The following is a 17057-nucleotide window of genomic DNA, read 5'->3' as shown; positions in this document are numbered from 1 at the left end:
CCTTGAAAAGCAACATTTTTTTGATTTTGCTCATAGTTTTTTAACTGTATAAACAACCCCCCACCACCCTCTTAGCAGATGATTTTCTTCAAACTCTAAGGACATAATAAAAAATCACATTAGAATAAATCCAATGCAATTTCTTTATAATGTATATTTCCCCATTCTTCTAGTCTAATTATCCGCTGTTATCTTTCAAACAGGCTCAATTAAAATAACATGCTATTTATTATTTTCTAAGCTTTTCAACCTCTTCTATCGGCAAACCAGTTTTTAATGAAATAGTTTCATCATCCAAAACATCTAATAGATTTTTAGCGATTGCTATAGCTTTATTTTTTTCACCTTGCTCTAGCCCTTGCTGCATTCCTTGCTCTATTCCTTTCTGCAAGCCTTGTTGTATACCTTCTTCCATTGCTTTATTAAGAGCACTAACCTTGTCTTTTAGTATTTTTGCTCTCATCTCATATATTTCTCTTTGTACTGTGTCATTACTCATCTTTATCAGCTTATCTTTTGCCTGCCTTATCTCTTCCACTGTTAGTTCTAAGCTTCTTACCTTCTCACTTTCAGGATTTTTTAAGAATTCCGTCCATGCTACTAGCATATCCTTTTCATCGGTATTGTCTTTCAGCTTTGGAATCTCTATAAAATGCATTTCAATTATATCTGTCAGCTCTTCGTTAGTTTCTATTTCCTTTAGTCTATATCCAGTATGAAACCTATCCGTATTCAGATACTTGAAGTTTAAAATGTTTATGCAGATGGTCCTGCATAGCTTAGAATATTCTTCTCCTTCACCTAACTGCTCTTCATACATTTTACTTAGATAATAAAGACTTCTTTTTACCATATTGTATTCATTTTTAAGCTGTATTTCTATGTTAACTATTTCATTGTTGCTAGTAGTTGCCTTAACATCTAGCCTAGAATACTTATCTTCGATAAATTGCTTTTCTATATCATTTCCTTTTATCTCAACTGCTGTAATCTTATCTTTGGGCTTTAAGATCGCATTTAAGAACGATATAAGTATCTCTGGGTTTTTGTCCGAACCAAATATGTTTTTGAATACAAAATCTACCTTAGGATCCAATAGTCCTTTTAGCATAAGATTGCACCTCCATTAATCCTTTTATTTTAATTATATACCAAGTAAGACCCTTAATAAACCTACTTTCCTTAAACCCTATCTTTGATTTTATTTAGTTATATTTTATTCTGCATTAACAATATCATTAATGATATTATCCTTACCCTTTTCCTTTAAAAATTCAATAACTATACCAGCATCCCTAAAGTATATTTGATTAATATCATTTAAAAATATATTGTTTTTCATAAGGCTATGTTTTAATATGATGTTGAAATATAGCCTAAAAAAATTATAGGTGAGATTGTCCACCTATAATACTCAATATAAGAATATTGTAAAGTTCTTCTTTTGTATATAAACACTTACTAAAGCAGATACATCTGAAATTCAATTTCGTGTTTTAAAGGTATATCAAAATCTCCAAGTAAAGGAATTGATGGTTTTAACTTTCTTGAAGTATCAACTGCATTATGATATAACTTTACCATGTCAAATCCTCTTTTTTGATAAAATTTTATAGCATTTATATTGTCATTAGTTGTAATTAATTTGATTTTTTCGCACTTATTTTCCTTTGCTATTTTAACAACTTTACTTAAAAGAGCAGTTCCAATACCTTGTTTCTCATTTAAACTATCTAAAGACATAATTTCACATTCGTTATTTTCTAATCTATATGTTATTAATCCAATAATTTTTTCGTTTTCATATGTAACATATCCATCTAATATGGTCATATCAAATATTTTTCCTCTAATCACCATATCTGTTGAAAACCATTGAGAAATAATAAATTCATTTATTTGCATTCTGTTTTCAGTTGATATTATCTTTATTTCCATAGTGCCATTTCTCCATATTAAAACATATTGTTCACAATAATTTACTATTGGTCATTCAATTATAGTTTTCCATAATGCTTATTATAACATAATTTACAAAATATCACATATGCTATATATACATTGGCTCTCTATTCTTTAAATCTTTTACTTTGATATATGAATGTGTTACATTGCTTTGAACTATAAAGTTCTTAGCCTTTACTATCTCTTTATCTGTATCAAATATTTGAAGCCATTTGAACCACTTAATATAGTTACTGATATATTTTGTTGCAACACCATTAAATCTATTCATCCATTTCTTTAAATTGCTATGAAGATCATTAATATGTTGAATATGATATGATCCCTCTTTATGTTTACCTCTTTTTATACGTTTGTGTTCTAATGATAAATCATTTGCAAATTGCATATAACTTTTATGACTATAAGTACAAAGTATAGAATCATGTCCTATATGCCCCTCATATAATGTTTCTAATTCATTAGATGCAATTCTACCTTTACATGCCCATAATTAAATTACCTTGCCTATCAATAGCAGTAGCAATACAGACTTGTTCCTTTGACATACCCCTTTTCTTAATTTATCAATATTCTCTTGAACCCAATATTCCGTTTCTGTATCTATATTTCCCAAATGAAATAAAGCCTGCTGGTTCATTTTCTTTAAGTTTGCATAACGAATTAATCTACTCAAAATAATCACCAAAATTTTTTCTTCAAATAAAAGCATCCCTGATTATTAAAGTAAATAGAATACTTCTCTTCCCTCTAAAAAATCTTTGCAAAGCGTGTCGCATAGTTCTAATGCACTAGTTTTAATCCATGAGTTTCTTTGATTATCTCTCATAAATAGAACATAACTTATAAATGTATCCATAAATATTTGTCCTTCTATATATTTTAGGTCATCAAAAGAAAATGAAGCTTTAGAGGAATAGCCTTGTAAAAATATATGTCTTAATTCACTTTGAAAAATAGTTGCAGCACTACCTAAATCGAATGCATAGTAGCCAAATCCACAGAATCCCAAATTTATTATACAGGGGTTATTATTGTTAACCACGATATTACCCAACTGCACGTCGGCGTGAACTATACCGAATGCATCTTCTCTTGAATTGAGTTCTTTTATTTGATTCTTAACTAAATTCAACACTCTTTTGATAATATCATAATGCTCTATACTAAATAGATCCACTTCAACACAATATTTTAGTTCATCAATAGCAGAATCAATTCTATCTACGTCATATATTGGTCTTATGAAATCTTTTGATAGCTTAAAGTCTTTTAAAGATTCATGAAACAGTGCAAGATTTTGTCCAAATGTAAAAGCGATTTCTTTGATATTATCCTCTTTAAGAGTGAGAGTATGCCCTTCTATCCACTCTAAAATTGTGGCATAACAAGGATGGTTAAAATTGTCCAATTTATATTCAGTTATATATTCTCCGAGATTATTAGCTATAGGCTTTTGTGCATTAAGTAAACCTTTATGGTTAAGCTCTTGTAGAATCTTAATCTCAGACTTTATACCTTCTAATGTATGTTGCACACCAAATAGACCTTCAGTACTAGGTTTATGTATACGTAATAAATAATTTTTATGGTTCACACCATCAGTTATTTTAAAAGTAATATTTTCATTATGCCTGATAAATTGAATTTCCGGACGAGAAATGGTATATAATGCAAGAAGTTCTTTTGCTATAATAGTATAATCCATGCTTTTCCTCTTTTCTTATAAATTTCACTATGTTTAATAATATTGTTGAAATTAAGTGGTTAAGAAATAGATGCTATCTTATGTTATTACTTTTTATCCTAAATAAGCTCTATCATTTAAATTCAATGCTTTTTAACTTGTAGATGTAAATACATCTAACAGATCTTCTGGACATTATATAGCTTGTTGTACACAGGACTTTCTTTAATTAAACTTTCGTGTGTTCCTTTGGCTGCAACCTTTCCTTTATCTAAAACGTAGATAATATCAGCATTTTGAATAGTTGATATCCTATGAGCTATTATAATGGTTGTCTTACCTTTTCTTAATTTATCAATATTCTCTTGAACCCAATATTCCGTTTCTGTATCTAAGGCTGAAGTTGCTTCATCTAGTATAAGTACTTCTGTATTTTTAAGTAGTGCTCTTGCTAGGGCCAGTCTTTGCTTTTGGCCACCGGATAAGGTAGTACCACGCTCACCAACTTCAGTTTCATATTTGTTAGGAAACTCTGCTATAAAATCATAGCAAAGCATTTCTTTACATACCTTTTCAAGGTCTATATCATCGTATTCTTTATCAAATACTAGGTTTTCTCTAATAGAAGAAGGAAGAAAATGTGGTTGTTGGAAAACCACTGAAACTTTGTCTGTATAGTGTTTTCCATAGAAGTTTATAGGAACATCGTTAATTAAAACTTCTCCTTTATCTGGTGAATAAGCTCTCAGTAGTAATTGTGCTATGGTTGACTTTCCACTACCGCTTTCCCCTACAATAGCAATCTTCTTACCTATTGGAAAATCAATAGATAAGTCATTAAGCACTGGTGTAGCCTCTTCTGAATAGCTAAAGGTTACTTCTTTAAACTTTATTGAAGTAATATTTCCGATAAAATCCTTTGAGCCAAACTTAGTACTTTCCTTCATCATTACAGACTGGATACACTCTACAGATGCTACTAATCTTTTGCCTGCGAAGGCTTGATCAAAAAACTGCCCTAGTTCTGTTACTAGCTGGTCTACAAGAGCAAAGCCGGCAACGAAATCACCTAGTGAAATCTTATTTGAAATAACACTTATAGCACCAAAAAAGATTGCTACAAGTTTTGTTCCAAAAAGAAAAGGTTCACTTGCAAACAAAAGCTTACTTTTAAATATTCCCTGTTTTAATATAGCTTTAAAGTAGTCGCTGAACTTTTTTTCATAATTCTTAAGCTGCCAAGCTTGGCGGTTATATGCTACTATTTCTCTCACTGATGAAATACTTTCTTCAACGGTAATGGAAACTTTAGCTTTTTCTTCTCTAACACACTGTGCAAACTTCTTAGTTTTTTCACCAAATTTATGTAGTAGTGCATAATAAAAAATGGCCACTATTATTACAACAAAAAGCATTATAAAACTAATATGAGCTATTGAATATGAAAGCAATAAGATAGTAATTGCATTTTTAACTGCCTCTGAAAGTAGCTGATTGATGGATAAGTCACTGGCATCAGCTATATCGCTTCTCATATGGTTTAATAGCTTACCTACATGTTCTTTATTAAAGATCCCAGTTGGCATATCATAGATTTTTAGCAAGAAATCCTTTGTTAAAGAACTTTGAACCTGATAGCCTATATGGAAAAAGGCAACTTTTCTAATGGTAAACCATAGCTTAGGACCAAAGAAGAAAACAGCAAAAAGTGCTAGTAACGCAGGAAATTTATCATACTGCTTTCCAATGAAGACTTCATTAATTAAATCACGTTGTAATAGGATTGTAACAATTCCTGTAACACTTTCTAAGAAAAGTGCAATATACCCCAATATAAGCCAGCGTTTCTTATTTATATATTTAATCATAAATGACATACTAGACAACATTTGTAGCACCTCTCATTACAAGCCCATAAAACAGCCCTTTCTTGTCCATTAACTCTTTATAGCTACCTTGTTCAGCGATGTTTCCTTGCTCCAGTACTATAATTGAGTCATATTCGCTAATGGTAGAAAGCCTATGAGCTACAGTAACAACTGTTCGCCCAACTGCCAACTGCTCTAAGGATTTTTTAATAGCTGCTTCTGTTACATTATCCAGCGCGGAAGTAGCTTCATCTAACAGAATAATTTCAGGCTTTTTAAGCATCATCCTAGCTATGGAAATACGTTGTTTTTGCCCTCCTGATAAACGAACGCCCCGTTCACCTACTAAGGTATCATAGCCTTCTTCAGTGTCCATGATAAATTCATGAGCACTGGCACTTTTTGCCACCTCTATAACCTCTTCATCTGTTGCATGAGGATTACCAAACCTAATATTATCTTTAATCGACATATTGAATAAGTAAGTATCCTGAAATACGTAGCCGAAGTTTTGTCTTAAGCTCTCTAGCCTTAACTTTCTTACATCATGTCCTCCTATTAAAATTTCTCCATCAGTAACATCATAAAATCTTCCTATTAGTTTTAATATAGTTGACTTACCACTACCACTTTCCCCAACTTTAGCTGTCTTCTTCCCTGCTGGAATATTAAACGATAGATTGTTTAGGATAGATTTATCATCATTATAAGAGAAGGAAACCTTATTAAACTCAACATCAAATTTATCAATTTCTACTTTTAAGCTATTCTTATCCTCTATAACATCTGGCTTTAATTTTAAAAAGTCATATAAATATTTTGCATAATTAAGTGCATGAAGCTGAGCTGGGATAATATAAAAGAACACTGAAAATCCCCGGGATACAATTCCCATTAAAAAGCTATATCCAATTAACTCACCAGTGAGTAACCTACCGCTTTGTATCAAATTTAAGCCATAAAAATAAAACAATACCGTAGAAATAGTTAATGTGAATCCAACAGTAGTAAATCGAAAATGCCGCCAAAATATTGACCACATTCTTGCCACCCTATATTCATCAAAATCTTTTATAGTTTTATCTATAAACCAATCTTTGCTTCCCATAGCTTTTAATTCACTTCTAGCTACAATAGAATCATATAAGGACTGCTGTGATACCTGAGCTGCTTTTGTTTCAATGCCTAAATAATAATGTATCTTTTTATTTGCAAATCTATTTAGAAATACATATATAACATTTCCAATCATTGCCGCCAAAAAGAATATAGGTTGTCCAAAAATTAAAATAATAGATGGCACTACAAACTGTGCCAGACAATAAATAAAATTAGGAAATAAGAAGGTATAGGTTTCTTGTGTTTCTTTTACAGCGTTTTCAAATAGAGATAAGATTTGTCCTGTAGGTACTTTTTCATAATAAGAGAAGCCTAGTTTTTGCAGCTTCACCATTAAGTCAATCTGCTGATTTTTAGTAATTTTATTAGCTATGATTTGTTCTAGTAAATTAAATACTGACTTTACAATCAATATCAACACTACAATCCCACATAAAAACAACACTTGCTTTATCAAAAGCCCCATATTCTTAAGTGGAATAACCTTATCAATTAAATATCCCATACGTCGAGGAATCATTAATTCACCAAAAATCAACGCCCCACCACATAACACATATACAAAAGTTTGTAATAAAAAAGGCTTAAAATAGCTTAGTGTCCAAAAATATACCTTAAGCAATTCTCCTCTTTCTAGTTGTTTTTCCAACACCATCACCTCGCTCTAGAACTTTCCTATAAAAAGGCACCTTCTTATTATACCCCACTTGTAACTTTCTTGCATATATCTTAATATTAGGAATATAGATGAAGTTATGACTTATGAATTGTAGCTATATTAAACCTAATTTTCAGATACCATAGAGTTACTTACGTAACTATCAATTTATACATGCCGAAAATCACCATAAACCGCCATCTTTTAAAAATTATAATTTAAGTTTTCGTAAAAAATAACTATTATTAAGGAGGTTGATTATATATGAGTCTTGTCACCGCTGTGAAGCATAAACAAAGAAGATATGTATTCATACTACTCCATTTTGAAACCTATTCAAATTAAAACTTTGTCTATTCAGCAAAGTTATCTTTTCAGTTTCTGCTTGAAGTAGTATGTTCGTTTATATGGATTATATCGTAGTTTAATAATCTAAAAAATACTTAAAATCATTTGGGCTATAAACCGGTGTCTTTACTAATTTTACATACTTTATATCATAGGTTATCAAAGCATCTATGTTTTCATTATAAATAAAGCATAGTACACAAAAGACTGCTACGACTATTAGAAAAGCAGCTAAATAATATAAACACCTCTTCATCAAAACAACTCCACTCCTATAAATTTCTTTTATATAGTAAGTAAAATATCTTTTATTCAATTTTTCTTTGGCAAAGAGCTTTTTTATCTATGATTTACCTATTCACAGCTTCTAGAATTATATCAAAACAAAAATGCCGTAAAAATTACTCTTCACTTTTACGGCATTAGTGTCTATATACGTACCATTTCCTAGTAAAGCTCATATTTTCAAACTAAACTCTTCTCTCAGAAACAAAAGAGTTTTGCAAACAGACTATACCTTGGAAGTTGATATGTTTATTATTTATTTTTATAGCTAGCTGATTATATAAGTAGTATTACTATTTATATAATATTCTCATTGATATAAATGTGTGCTATTAATTTATTTTTAAAGTCAACTCCTCTTATACAGCTTGTGGTTTTACCTCAATTAAGTATAACGAATTACCCTCTGGATCGTTAAAGTACGCTAATCTAGCAGCATTACCATCATTAACAGCTTCAAATTCAATTCCTCTAGCTTTTAGTAGCTCCATTGTTGAATCTAAGTTATCCACCTCAAACCCAATTGAAATACTCTCAGACTTTTTAATTTCAATTTTTTGATCACCATTTGGGTTCAATAAAGTAATTGAAAGTCCTGGTGCCTCCACTTGAGCCAAATGCCCATCAACTTGCGCTTGCAATTTTAGTTCAAGAGTATCCACATAAAACTGCACCGCTTTTTTTATATCAGATACTATGATAGTTATAGTTCCACTTTTAAACATTTATATTTCCTCCGTTTCTTAATCCTCTATTACTAGATTATCTTCACTAAACTTAAAGTTTATCCACTTAAGTATAATTTATTTCTTTTATGTATACCTTCTGTATACATATTTAGCTTCCTATAGTTATGTGTTAAATAAATGTTGTTATCATTGTATACATAAGCTTCTTAATTATAAACTTTATATTTTCAAACTTTCACTTCATAAAAATAAGAGCTTTGAAAACAGATCTTGGCTCTAAATGGTATGTTCTTATATATAAATCTTTATGTTTAATCACTAAATATGTTTACTACTAAGCATCATAGCCCTATAAATAACTTTCATTTCTCCAGTTATTAAGAAAATGGCCACCCACATTTCTTTAATACATACATATATAATAGTTTAAATTATATCTTCCTTAAATAAAAGCCTATTTTACATAAATCTCCACTACATATAAATCTTTAACTTCTTATATGTGTTTTTTATTAGTATTTGCTAATATGAGTTCCTTTTTTACTTTAGTGTTTATATAGTATTCATAGTGGATAAAAAGGAGCTTATGCAAACATCTAAAATAATTTGGCATAAGCTCTTAATCTATTCTTTAAAAATATCCTGGGTCTTCAATGCTCATAGGCGTAACTACTGTACTTCCAACGTTTGAACTGTTATTATTTACAATTGGAATAGCAACCATACTAAATAATAATAAGCATATTATCCCTTTAAAAAGTTTATTTTTCATATCTCCTACCTCCTTATCGTATATAACAATTATACTACATTATACACATATTTCCATAAAATATGAGGCATAATAATCTAAATTTATTTCAATAAAACTTCTAATTTGTTTAATAAATCTACAGTTTCCTTGTTATGTGTATCTCTAGCAGAGACTTCTGCCAGCTTTAAAATAGCATATGCCTTACCACACTCTATATCATAAAATTCTAGTGTTTCTAATAACTTATTCATAGATTCTTGTATAGAAATATCGTCATTAATAGACTCATAAACAAGTACTAAATCTTTGTAACACTCGATAAGTGCCTCAAAATTTTTAAATTGCTCTGCCAGATCAATAGCTAACTTGAATATAAGTATACTTTCTGAATGTAACCCTCTTCTAAATAATATTTTTGCCTTTGTATTTAACGTATGTGCCAAAGACTCCTTGCTGATTCTTACTTTAATCTGCTGAGCCATATCTATATATTTCAAACTATTATCATAATCATTTAATTCATAAAAGCACTCTGCAATGTTGTTATATAGTACTGCAAGTCTAATTTCATCTATCCCATCTACAATATCTACCAATTCTAAATATTCATTAAGCGCTTTCTCATATTCCTTGCTCTCATATAATACATTAGCTTTTGTTACCCTAGCTCTAACTATTACATCTAATTCCATTTCTTCTTTTTCTAATAAGATATACTTTTCAAGTATATCTAAACACTTCTGGTATTGCTTGGTTTTAGTATAGGATATTGCCAAATTAACATTGGCCCTATAATATGTTTTTTTATTTCCCTCTTCTAATGAATAAGCTATAGCCTCCTCAAAATAGTGTATAGCGTCCTCATGATCCCCTATACTAGCCTTACATTTTCCTAATGAAAGATATAAATCGATCTGTTCTATATTGTCTCTAAGCTCCTTATACTTTCCGATTGACTTACGAAATGCTAAAAATGCATTTTTGTAATCTTTGTCAGTAAAATATTTTTCTCCGTCTAATTTATACATTCTTGCTAACAGCTCGTCCAATTTAAAATCAGAAGCAATCTTAATGAGATCCTTTAACTCGTTATGTGTGATATCATCTTCCAACTGCTTCTCACAATAATAAATTGCATCCGCTTTTGGTGTCCTTGAAAAATACTCATCATCTAGCTCTAATTTTACTGCAATTCTGCTAGCGATACGATTAAATTTTTCAGCCAATAACTTAGAGCTAGCTTTACTTACGTTTCTCTTGCCACTTTCCATCATGCTTATAAAAGCTCTAGTCATATTTACATCTTCAAGCTCGGACTGGTTAACCCTAAACTTTTTTCTCATAAGTTTTATTTTTTCACTTGGATTATAAAACTCCAAATTTCTCACCCCTAATTCCTTAGCTTATTACTGTTATTATTTTACACTTATTAATTATATACTAAGGATTTGTAAAATACATCTATTTCGAAGAAATTCTGTTTATTTTTTTCAATTTTATAAATAAATATCCAAGTATTTTTTCCCAATACAGCTATACTTTAGTTATTTCTTATCAACTTTCATGTATATAGGTTAGCTCAAACAATATCCTTCGGTGACACTTTTTAACTTTTTAAAATGTAAAGAAGATATATTGTTAAAAATAAATATTTATAACTTCTTAAGAATTTATTGATAAAATGCCGTTTTGAAGGCATTTACCATCCATTAATGAACTGAGTAGTTATATACACTAAGCTTAAAAAATTAACATTATTATTTATTTAGTTATTTAATTCACATATGCATTTAATTCATTTATATAACTTTTCATGTTAAAACTTAGTAAAGAAATACAGAAAAACATCGATATAAATAATGTGTTTTTTCATGATGTTGTATTTAGAATAATTATCACTTACAAGTTGTTGGATAGAATCACATTGGTATTTATAAAGTTGTATTAAGATGCTTGTACTATTAATACTTTTTTTAATGACGCCATGGATTAGAAACCCACAATTTAGCCATTGTTTCTAAGCTTTAGTACAGCCTTTTGTTCAAGCGTTTGCATAAAAGCAATTCTGTCACTAAAAAGTTGCAAATCAAATTATATTTTTTATTGCTTGATTTACCAAAAGAATAAATACTAATTCTACACACTTAAAACAAACAACTTCGCTTTTGAATTATTTGTCCTAAGTTTTTGTATCTAGATACAGTTAGCTATTCTTAATCTGTAAAAATAAGAATAAGTTCTTCCAACTACAATTATTTCTAAATAGCACAATCAGTTTAAATTATTTTTCTGATTAAGAACACTTGCAATTATGTCCCTAATTTTTTAGCAACACAATTTACACTTATTTAGTTATTCCGTATGAGTCTATAAAAATGATTACTTGTCCTAATACTCTACTTTAAATAACTTATAGTTTGACTCATAGGAAAACTTCTGTTTTAAAGCATCAAATTAACTACACAAATTAGGAGGAAAGAAAATATGAAAAAAAGAAAGTTTTATAGTGTTGGAAATACAATAATGCTACAAATAATAGTTTTGGTTGTTATTATATGTTGTGTATCCTCTCTACTATCCTACTACAAGACAAAAACAAATATATTGAACACTATGAATGATACCTTAATAGAGAGAACAAAGGATAGTGCTGCTTCAATAGAAAGGGAGTTTTACCACAGGCAAGAACAATTAAATTACATTGCTTCATTGCCAGAAATACAATCAATGAATTGGAGTGTGCAACAGCCTTTATTACTAAATGAAATAAAAAAATGGAACTATGATGGAATGTTCATTATGGATATTAACGGTAAGGGGTACTACGCAGCAACATCAGAAATTAAGGACCAATCACAAGATGGTTTCTTTAAGACAATGAAGGAAAAGGGCTCTTTCATCACTGAACCTTTTATTAGAAAGGACCAGAAGGAATCTATAACAACTATTGTTACTCCAATTAAGGATTCTAAAGGTTCTATATTAGGCTACCTATGTGGCACTATAAAATTAGATGATATAAATAAAATCGTTCAATCTGTAAAAATGGGAAATGAAGGCTATGCATTTTTATTAAATAGTTCTGGTAATTTTGTTGCTCATCAAAAGATGGATGTAGTAATAAATGGAACTAGCTTTTTGAAATATTTTAATAGTGGTTCTGATAAAGTCATCGGTAACAATCTTAATGACATTTTAAAGAAAATAAACTCTAATTCTACATCAGTTGAAAAGCTTAATTTGAAAGACTCTAGTATTTTTATTTCTCATACACAAGTATCAAATACTCCATGGTCTATATGCCTTGTTGCTTCAGAAAAGGATATTTTAAGTGGAATTAGTGATATTGCAGTACAGCAGGTGTTTTTAACAGTTATATTTATAATTGTTGGTATAGCACTTTCTATATTTATAAGAAAATACCTTTCATCTGAAATAGATAATGTTAAGCAGTATTCATCAGAGTTATCTTCTTATAATTTATCCTATAGGGGAAAAGCAAAAACTAATAATGAATTTGGAGAAGTTATAGCGGCTTTAAATTCAGGTGTTGAAGCGTTAGACTCTACAATAAAAGAGGTTAAGCTTAATAGTAATGAAATATGCTCTAGCAGTGAACAAATAGACTTAATGCTAGCTGAAATGTCTTCTGAACTAGAAGAATCAGCAGCAACAACAGAAGAAATATCAGCTAGCATGGAAGAATGCAATTCTTCTCTACATGAGGTTAACTCTACTTCACAGCAAATAAGCAATAATGCAAAGGTTATGGTTAAGAAAGCTAGTGAAAGCGTTGAATTAGCAAAGAAAATCGAAAAGGATGCAACTGCTATCCATTCTGAAACTATTATGTCAAAAGAAAACATTGAAGAGCTCTATAAAAATTGCAGCATAAAGTTGAAAGAAGCCTTAGATAGAATATCAATAGTTGAGAATATTTCATCAATGACAAACAGCATATTAGATATCTCAGAACAAACTAATTTACTTTCTCTAAATGCTTCAATAGAAGCTGCCAGAGCTGGAGAACACGGAAAAGGCTTTGCTGTGGTAGCAGATGAAGTAAGAAAATTAGCGGAAGAATCTTCTGCTAGAGTTATTGACATACAACAAAATGTTGATAAGGCTTTAAATGCGGTTAAAGATTTATCTAGTACCTCATCCGAGTTACTGTCAGTAGTAGAAAAAGACATACTAGATGACTATAAGAAATTGATCAATGTGGCCTTATCTTATAAGTCAGCAGGAGTTAATGTTAAACATATGGCATCAGACTTCTCAGATATTTCAGGTGAAATTTCTGAATCAATAGAAACTATAGCTACAAGTATGGATGAACTTACACAAGCTATTTCAGCTGTTTCTGAATCGTCTGTAACTATAGCTGATAATATGAACAACATTAATACAAGAAAAGAAACTATATTAAATAATTCTGCAGAAAATAGAAACAAGTCTTCTAAATTATCTGACTTGGTAAATAAATTCAGCTTGTAAAAATGTATTATTTAAATGTAAAAATATAAGTTTTATTATGAAGTAGTACATCCATATAGGGTTTCTGACAAAACAATTAGTTATACTTGCCCGATAATTCCCAAAATCGGCTATTATTGAACAATTATAAATTAAGTTTTGTAATTGAACCACATAACACTAACCACATCAATTACCAAAGTTCAAGTTTGGTAAAACTTCGTAGATTAATTTTCTACATATATAAAACCTCAAACTCTCATACATTATTTAGAGTTTGAGGTATTTTAATTTAGAAAGTTTACTATTTTATCATAAAAACTTTCACCAACATTTATTTAATACATACTTATATAGAGTTAAATATATTAAGTATGATATATGGTGAGAAATAAGTTTTTTAATTATAGTAAGCTTTATAATAATCTATATCTTTTATATAAACTCAAGAAGTATTGGTTTTATAACATCAGCCTTTCTTAGTATCTATTAACCAAAACGGTCGATGGATTATAATGTCATATTATATCCATTGACCGTTTTAAACAAGACCCTTTACGTATTAAGAATTTCTGATCTTTACAAGTATATCTCCATGCTTCAAAGCAGTATTACATTGTACTTTAAAAATCATTTGCGGACGATTGGCAGTTTCTATAGCTTCTCCATTTTCTTTTCTCATATCTTGAAGCTTAATAGTTTTATTATCTCCTGATATAGCTAAAACTTCTACCAAATCTCCATTATTAACCTTATTTCTTTGTTGTATTGTTGCAATATGAGTATCTTCATTATATTCAATTACAATACCAACCATATCATAATTATGTATGTAAGCTGAGGTTTCATAATTTTGTCTTACTTCTTCATCGAAATAAAAACCTGTAGTATATGGTCTATGGCTAGGTTTTTCAAGTTCTTGCAACCATTTTGGATTGTATTTATAGTTTTTAGGGTCTTCAAAATATTTATCAATAGCCTGCCTGTAAGCCTTAACTACGGAGGCTACATAATAGGAGCTCTTTATTCGGCCTTCAATTTTAAAAGAATTTATGCCAGCTTCAATAAGTTCTGGGATGTGCTCTATCATACATAAATCCTTAGAATTCATAAAATACATACCATTATCATTAACTTTTTCATAATTTCCAGGTTCTTTTTCTTCATATAAATTGTATTTGAATCTGCAAGGTTGCGTGCACGTGCCTCTATTTGAATCTCTTCCAGTTATATAATTGGATAATAAGCACTTGCCTGAGTATCCCATGCACATAGCCCCATGAACGAAAGCTTCTATATCACAGGTATCAGGTAACTCTTTTCTCATGGTCTTCAGATCTTCAAGACTCATTTCTCTTGCTGCTACTATTCTTTTAATTCCAGCCTTATGCCAAAATAAAGCTGATTTATAGTTCAAATTACTAGCTTGTGTACTCAAATGTATTTCTAGCTTTGGTGCTACTTCTCGTGCTATGCTAAAGATTCCTGGATCAGCAATAAGTACAGCATCAACACCTACTTCATACAATTCAGTTATATATTGTTCAATGCCTACTAAATCTTCATCATGAGGGATTACATTTAAGGTAACGTGAACTTTTCTCCCTCTTGAATGAGCATACTCAAGTCCTTCTTTTAATTCATCTATTGTAAAATTATCTGCAGATGCTCTTAGGTTTAATCTATTTCCCCCAAGATATACTGCATCAGCTCCAAAGTCTATAGCAGTTTTCAATTTTTCTAAATTTCCTGCAGGTGCTAAAAGTTCTGGTTTATCCATCATAATACTTCTCCTTAGCTATAAAAATCTTTATATTTACTTTAATTGAATCCTATAATTATATAAATATAAAAAAGTCGCTGAAGCGATCTTCTTCAGTGAGCTTTTTTTGCGCATCTGCCTTTTCTGAACGCATGTGAAGAAATTCTGGCAGGCGACATAATTTTATTTTTTACTGTTTACCAAAAATAGCTGTTATTCGCTCTATAAATTACTTGGCTTAGCTATAAAAATTACATACTCTCCATACAGTAAAAAGTCACATCAGAATAAATCCGATGCAACTCTATTATACGATATGATTTTCTATTTTTCCATAATTACGTAAGTTACATATTTTCTAAAATATATCTCATTAAATAACCTAATTTCTGAGTCTTTTAACCTCTGTTATAGACAAAACAGTCTTTAAGGAAATCATTTCATCCTCTACTGTAATCTTATACTTTGGCTTTAATATTGCATTCAGAAAATTATATAAGTATCTCTGGCTTTTTGTCTAAACCAAATATATTTTTAAATATATAATCAACCTTAGGCCCTAGTAGTGCTTTAAGCATAAACAAACAACCATAAACCTATATTTTTAGGTCTATGGTTGTCCAAATTTCACTTAATTATAAAAGCACTTTACTTACATTATATACTGATATAATTAGCAGCAAAGCAATTATAAATATATAAAACTTTTCTATCTTACTCTCTTCTAACCTCTGATTTATAATAGTTCCTATAAATCCACCAATAACTGCTGAAACACATATGAATGGAATTAAAGACAAATCATAGTGGAACAATTTATTTGTTATGATCACACTACCTAGCTTTGATATTTGGGCAAAGAAAATAGTAGCAATTGAATAAATTGTAGCATCCTTAATTGCATAAGAAAATAATAGCATTAGAAGTGAAACGTTTAGTGGTCCTCCTCCTATACCTAGAAACACTGAAATTGATCCAAGGAAAAAGCCAACCAGAAAAATAGAAATAGACTTCTTTAAATTGTAGGTTCTAATTTTATGTTTATTAAAGGTATAGATTAGTATACAAATTAAAGTAATTGCAAGCATCGTTCCTTGAATAGCTTTAACTACGCCATTAGGATAAGAAGACGTAACCTTATTAAATATCTGTTCCCCAAATATTCCTCCAATTAATGAACCAATAGATATCCAAACAACAGTTTTTGCATTAAAATTAAAACCACTTTTTAATTGTTTAATTATTGATACAATACTCATGGTAAAAACAGCAACTGAGGAATAAAACCCTATGGTAGCTGCATTGTGATAACCGATCATATCAAATAACGGCTTAATTATTACACCTCCACCAAGACCAGAGATTGCTCCTGAGATCGTGGCAAGCAAAATAATAATTACATACATAAAGATTATCATTACACTTTTCTCCTTATTATAGATGGAC

At 29.9% G+C, this 17057-nt stretch carries 13 protein-coding genes and 1 pseudogene; 1 reads left to right on the top strand and 13 read right to left on the bottom strand.

The genetic code is table 11. From position 1 onward, the window contains the following. Positions 1-229 precede the first annotated feature (229 nt). The 11 genes and pseudogenes from GXK57_RS12365 to GXK57_RS12320 form a co-directional block, all read right to left on the bottom strand. Entirely contained in the window at positions 230-1111 is an 882-nt protein-coding gene (locus GXK57_RS12365; protein WP_160676511.1) for an Rpn family recombination-promoting nuclease/putative transposase, read from the bottom strand. A 350-nt stretch (positions 1112-1461) separates the two neighbouring features. Next, positions 1462-1938 (bottom strand): GNAT family N-acetyltransferase, encoded by a 477-nt coding sequence (locus GXK57_RS12360; protein ID WP_160676508.1) that lies wholly within the window; start codon positions 1936-1938, stop codon positions 1462-1464. Positions 1939-2050: 112 nt separating this feature from the next. Then, positions 2051-2528, bottom strand: a pseudogene (locus GXK57_RS12355) (IS1595 family transposase); the annotation flags it as partial. Then, positions 2459-2641, bottom strand: coding sequence for a hypothetical protein (locus GXK57_RS26350; RefSeq protein WP_202127720.1), 183 nt, complete (start codon positions 2639-2641; stop codon positions 2459-2461). The pseudogene GXK57_RS12355 and the gene GXK57_RS26350, both read right to left, overlap by 70 nt. Positions 2642-2686: 45 nt before the next feature. Beyond that, positions 2687-3673, bottom strand: coding sequence for a phosphotransferase (locus tag GXK57_RS12350; RefSeq protein ID WP_160676505.1), 987 nt, complete (start codon positions 3671-3673; stop codon positions 2687-2689). 155 nt (positions 3674-3828) lie between these two features. Continuing rightward, on the bottom strand, positions 3829-5541 hold the full coding sequence (locus tag GXK57_RS12345) for an ABC transporter ATP-binding protein (protein WP_160676502.1): 1713 nt from the start codon (positions 5539-5541) through the stop codon (positions 3829-3831). After that, complete coding sequence (locus tag GXK57_RS12340; protein ID WP_160676499.1) at positions 5531-7288, bottom strand: ABC transporter ATP-binding protein; 1758 nt, start codon at positions 7286-7288, stop codon at positions 5531-5533. Before GXK57_RS12340 ends, GXK57_RS12345 begins: the two co-directional genes overlap by 11 nt. Positions 7289-7721: 433 nt before the next feature. Then, entirely contained in the window at positions 7722-7901 is a 180-nt protein-coding gene (locus tag GXK57_RS12335; RefSeq protein ID WP_160676496.1) for a hypothetical protein, read from the bottom strand. Positions 7902-8289: 388 nt separating this feature from the next. Further along, a complete protein-coding gene (locus GXK57_RS12330; protein WP_160676493.1) occupies positions 8290-8655 on the bottom strand; it encodes a VOC family protein in 366 nt (121 codons plus the stop codon). A gap of 595 nt (positions 8656-9250) precedes the next feature. After that, positions 9251-9391: a hypothetical protein gene (locus GXK57_RS12325; protein ID WP_160676490.1), complete on the bottom strand. Its 141-nt coding sequence runs from the start codon at positions 9389-9391 to the stop codon at positions 9251-9253. 83 nt (positions 9392-9474) lie between these two features. Next, entirely contained in the window at positions 9475-10752 is a 1278-nt protein-coding gene (locus GXK57_RS12320) for a helix-turn-helix transcriptional regulator (protein ID WP_160676487.1), read from the bottom strand. Between the two features lie 1105 nt (positions 10753-11857). Between GXK57_RS12320 and GXK57_RS12315 the strand changes: the two genes are divergently transcribed. Next, entirely contained in the window at positions 11858-13870 is a 2013-nt protein-coding gene (locus GXK57_RS12315) for a methyl-accepting chemotaxis protein (RefSeq protein ID WP_160676484.1), read from the top strand. A 541-nt stretch (positions 13871-14411) separates the two neighbouring features. On the opposite strand, the gene GXK57_RS12310 is transcribed toward GXK57_RS12315, so the two are convergent. Both GXK57_RS12310 and GXK57_RS12305 read right to left on the bottom strand, forming a co-directional pair. Then, positions 14412-15629, bottom strand: coding sequence for a U32 family peptidase (locus tag GXK57_RS12310; RefSeq protein WP_160676605.1), 1218 nt, complete (start codon positions 15627-15629; stop codon positions 14412-14414). A gap of 617 nt (positions 15630-16246) precedes the next feature. Then, the gene (locus GXK57_RS12305) at positions 16247-17029 is read right to left on the bottom strand and encodes a sulfite exporter TauE/SafE family protein (RefSeq protein WP_160676481.1); all 783 of its coding nucleotides are present in this window, start codon (positions 17027-17029) and stop codon (positions 16247-16249) included. Between the last annotated feature and the right edge of the window lie 28 nt (positions 17030-17057).

This window comes from Clostridium sp. C8-1-8, from assembly GCF_009928445.1.
Taxonomy (GTDB): Bacteria; Bacillota; Clostridia; order Clostridiales; family Clostridiaceae; genus Clostridium_AR.
Note: the sequence above shows the minus strand (reverse complement) of the source record. Positions and strands in the feature narration are given on the sequence as shown.

Bases quoted from the DNA above. Each gene is read 5' to 3' on its own strand.
- GXK57_RS12345 (WP_160676502.1), bottom strand. From the start codon at position 5,541: ATGTTGTCTAGTATGTCATTTATGATTAAATATATAAATAAGAAACGC.
- GXK57_RS12360 (WP_160676508.1), bottom strand. From the start codon at position 1,938: ATGGAAATAAAGATAATATCAACTGAAAACAGAATGCAAATAAATGAA.
- GXK57_RS12325 (WP_160676490.1), bottom strand. From the start codon at position 9,391: ATGAAAAATAAACTTTTTAAAGGGATAATATGCTTATTATTATTTAGT.
- GXK57_RS12350 (WP_160676505.1), bottom strand. From the start codon at position 3,673: ATGGATTATACTATTATAGCAAAAGAACTTCTTGCATTATATACCATT.
- GXK57_RS12330 (WP_160676493.1), bottom strand. From the start codon at position 8,655: ATGTTTAAAAGTGGAACTATAACTATCATAGTATCTGATATAAAAAAA.
- GXK57_RS12365 (WP_160676511.1), bottom strand. From the start codon at position 1,111: ATGCTAAAAGGACTATTGGATCCTAAGGTAGATTTTGTATTCAAAAAC.
- GXK57_RS12315 (WP_160676484.1), top strand. From the start codon at position 11,858: ATGAAAAAAAGAAAGTTTTATAGTGTTGGAAATACAATAATGCTACAA.
- GXK57_RS12335 (WP_160676496.1), bottom strand. From the start codon at position 7,901: ATGAAGAGGTGTTTATATTATTTAGCTGCTTTTCTAATAGTCGTAGCA.
- GXK57_RS12305 (WP_160676481.1), bottom strand. From the start codon at position 17,029: ATGATAATCTTTATGTATGTAATTATTATTTTGCTTGCCACGATCTCA.
- GXK57_RS12310 (WP_160676605.1), bottom strand. From the start codon at position 15,629: ATGGATAAACCAGAACTTTTAGCACCTGCAGGAAATTTAGAAAAATTG.